Consider the following 3,074-nt stretch of genomic DNA (forward strand, 5'->3'; position numbering starts at 1 on the left):
TCAGCAGGAGCGGCGCTTCTAAGGAAACACAAACCCCATGTCAACCGAGCTTTTTGAAGAATTTTGCAGTTGCTAAATTCGGCAGAAAACCGGTCGGCACCCCGCCTCTAAAAACGCCTTAAGGGACTCTAATTCCTGCAGTTTCCTGCGGTTCATGTCGTCGCCGTGAGACGTTGTCGTCGTCGGGAGGGCGGCTTCTAACGGCCCCTTCGGCATGAGTCAACGACATTTCTCAGATAACGTCGTTTATGCGCAGAAGCCGCTTAAAAGGTCGTCTCAACCGCTTTTTGCGGGGCCGGATAGCCGTTTTCCGACTTCAAAGCCCCTTTCCACACAAGCCAGGTAATCCCACCGGCCAGAACCGCTGTCGTCAGAAGACTGGCTTCCGGTCCCCAGCTTCCGCCACTCAGCCACCACGGTGCAGAGGGATTATCCTTCAAATCAACGATCAAAGGCGCCACCTTGAGGTTCAGACCACTGACTTCCAGACCAAAGCCAACCCCCAGCAACCAGTTCCAGGCGCCGTGCCAGGCACAGACACCCCAAAGGGAACGCTCCTTGAGCGCGTACAGACTGATAAAGACGCCGAACAGAGCCACATTAGCGCAACCGGCAAACAGGGCGGGTGACGGCTGCGCATTCAGTAAATGTAGGGCGCCAAAAATAACCGCATTGATAATCACGCCCCAGACAATGCCGTGACGTGACGCAACCGTCGCCATAAGCCAGCCGCGCATAGCGGTCTCTTCGGATGCGCCCTGCACCAGAAAGACAAAAGCATAGCCGATGATCGGCACGAAACCGGCCAGATTGAACGACATGATCACGCCAGGCTTTTCAACCTGATAAACGCCCAGAGCCCACAGTCCGCACACGATAAAGGTAAGAAAGGCGCTGCCGATCAGATACCCCCTCCCCAGACGCCACAGCGCACGCCCATTAAAACCGATGGCCGCCGGTTTGCGCCGTTCGAACAGCCATGCCCATAACAGGATGAAGCCAATCAAAGGCGCGGTCATGAAAAACATTTCCACAGCGCCTACATCTGGTTGGATCGGCTGTTTTGCAAGCGCCGGATTGGCCTGAATAGCCAGGCTCGTCTTGATGATAAAAGGCAGCAGGGTCAGTATCTGGAAGACAGATGTCATCATGATCGTCAGGACGATGATCGCCCAGGTCCAGGTCCGACGTGTCCGCTCGGTGCGGGGTGCGTAAAGTTCGATACCGGCCATGAATGCCCCTCCAGAAGGTCGTCCTATCTACTAAAGGGCAATTCTTAACACACCGCCCTATTCGCTCTTTTCCGCCTTCTCTTTCGCCAGGCGCGCAAGCACCCGCCCACGCCCCTTGGTCAAAGCCGTGACCACCCCACGCCAGGTGCGGATTTCCTGTTCGGTCAGGCCGGCGCGATTGAGCGAGGCGCGCAGATTGCGCACCATGGAGGGCCGCTTGGCCTCCGGAAAGAAGAAGCCTGACACATCCAGCTCGGCTTCGAGATGTTCATAGAGACCGACCAGATGCTTCATCTCGGCCGGCGGGTCCTGATTCTTCGTGAAGTCGGCCTTGGGCGCATCCATGATCTGCAGGCGCCATTCATAGGCGACGATATTGACCGCCTGCGCCAGGTTCAGCGACGAAAAGCGCGGATCGACCGGAATGGTGACAACATAGTGCGCATGGATCAGGTCGTGCGTTTCAAGCCCGGCGCGTTCGGCGCCGAACAGCAGTCCGGCTTTCAGACCGGTGCGGACCTTTTCCATGCCGTCAGACGCACACTCACGCGGGGTGATCACCGGCAGATTGACCTCACGATTGCGCGCCGTCGTGGCGTAGACCACATGCAGATCGGCCGTCGCCTCTTCTACCGTGGCGTAAACCTTGGCGCCATCGAGCGGCCATTGCGCGCCGGCGGCCATGGTCCAGGCCTTTTCCTGCGGCCAGCCGTCGCGCGGCGCCACCAGACGCAGTTCCGTCAGGCCGAAATTGCCCATGACGCGCGCCACGGCGCCGATATTCTCGGCCATCTGCGGCCGGTCGAGGATGATGCAGGGGAGCTGGGGCTGGTCGGTCATGCCCGCCTTATAGCGCCCCTCCCTCAAAGATCAAACCGCTTACCAGTATTCGCGGATCGCCAGATAGGTCAGCACGACCAGGGCCAGGGGCAGCAGGGCAAAGGCGCGAGCGGTATCCACCCATTCGAGGTGCGTGGGGATTTCGTAGGCAGGCGTTTTCATTTCGGGACCTCACTGATATTTACGCCAGGTCACTGCAAGGGCCGGGCCACTTTCCGGCCACAATTGCCCTCTCTCCAAGCCTGTTACAAAACGCTGAAATTTACCGTTTTGCGCCGCTCGCCTTTTCCGCTATAGCAGGCGCCGTTAGCGGCGGGTCCGACCCTGTGCGTCCTCCTGTCAGCTCCCGTTTGGAAAAGGATTCTGTAATGGCTAAAATCAAGGTGGCGAACCCGGTCGTCGATATCGACGGCGACGAAATGACCCGCATCATCTGGCAGCTGATCAAGGACAAGCTGATCCACCCCTATCTGGACATCAATCTCCAGTATTTCGATCTCGGCATGGAAAAGCGTGACGAGACCAACGACCAGATCACCATCGATGCGGCCAACGCCATCAAGGCCTGCGGCGTCGGCGTCAAGTGCGCCACCATCACGCCGGACGAAGCCCGCGTGAAGGAATTCGGCCTGAAGAAGATGTGGAAGTCGCCGAACGGCACCATCCGCAACATCCTGGGCGGCGTCGTGTTCCGTGAACCGATCATCTGCTCCAACGTGCCGCGCCTCGTCCCCGGCTGGACCCAACCGATCGTCGTCGGCCGCCATGCCTTCGGCGACCAGTACAAGGCCACCGACTTCCTCGTCCCCGGCCCCGGCAAGCTGACCATGAAGTTCGAAGGCGAAGACGGCAAGGTGCAGGAATACGAAGTGTTCCAGTTCCCCGGCGCCGGCGTCGCCATGGGCATGTACAACCTCGATGAGTCGATCCGCGATTTCGCCCGCGCCTCGTTCGAATACGGCATCGCCCGCAACTATCCGGTCTATCTGTCGACCAAGAACA

Annotated in this window: 4 protein-coding genes; 1 reads left to right on the forward strand and 3 read right to left on the reverse strand. The window is 59.0% G+C overall.

Features of this window, described 5'->3' with window-relative positions; all coding sequences use genetic code 11:
* Positions 1-263: 263 nt before the first annotated feature.
* From QM647_RS19285 to QM647_RS19295, 3 genes are read right to left on the reverse strand one after another with little or no spacing between them, the layout of a single operon-like run.
* Complete coding sequence (locus QM647_RS19285) at positions 264-1,232, reverse strand: CPBP family intramembrane glutamic endopeptidase (RefSeq protein WP_414997189.1); 969 nt, start codon at positions 1,230-1,232, stop codon at positions 264-266.
* A 57-nt stretch (positions 1,233-1,289) separates the two neighbouring features.
* Positions 1,290-2,072: an RNA methyltransferase gene (locus tag QM647_RS19290; RefSeq protein WP_414997190.1), complete on the reverse strand. Its 783-nt coding sequence runs from the start codon at positions 2,070-2,072 to the stop codon at positions 1,290-1,292.
* A 39-nt stretch (positions 2,073-2,111) separates the two neighbouring features.
* Positions 2,112-2,234 carry a hypothetical protein gene (locus QM647_RS19295; RefSeq protein ID WP_414997191.1) on the reverse strand — a complete coding sequence of 41 codons (123 nt, stop codon included), beginning with the start codon at positions 2,232-2,234 and terminating at the stop codon, positions 2,112-2,114.
* A 206-nt stretch (positions 2,235-2,440) separates the two neighbouring features.
* Between QM647_RS19295 and QM647_RS19300 the strand changes: the two genes are divergently transcribed.
* Positions 2,441-3,074 (forward strand): NADP-dependent isocitrate dehydrogenase (locus tag QM647_RS19300; protein ID WP_414997192.1); only part of this gene is annotated, 634 nt, incomplete at its 3' end.

This window comes from Asticcacaulis sp., from assembly GCF_047605585.1.
Taxonomy (GTDB): domain Bacteria; phylum Pseudomonadota; class Alphaproteobacteria; order Caulobacterales; family Caulobacteraceae; genus Asticcacaulis.

Coding starts and splice junctions, on each gene's coding strand:
- QM647_RS19285 (WP_414997189.1), bottom strand. CDS start 1,232: ATGGCCGGTATCGAACTTTACGCACCCCGCACCGAGCGGACACGTCGG.
- QM647_RS19290 (WP_414997190.1), bottom strand. CDS start 2,072: ATGACCGACCAGCCCCAGCTCCCCTGCATCATCCTCGACCGGCCGCAG.
- QM647_RS19295 (WP_414997191.1), bottom strand. CDS start 2,234: ATGAAAACGCCTGCCTACGAAATCCCCACGCACCTCGAATGGGTGGAT.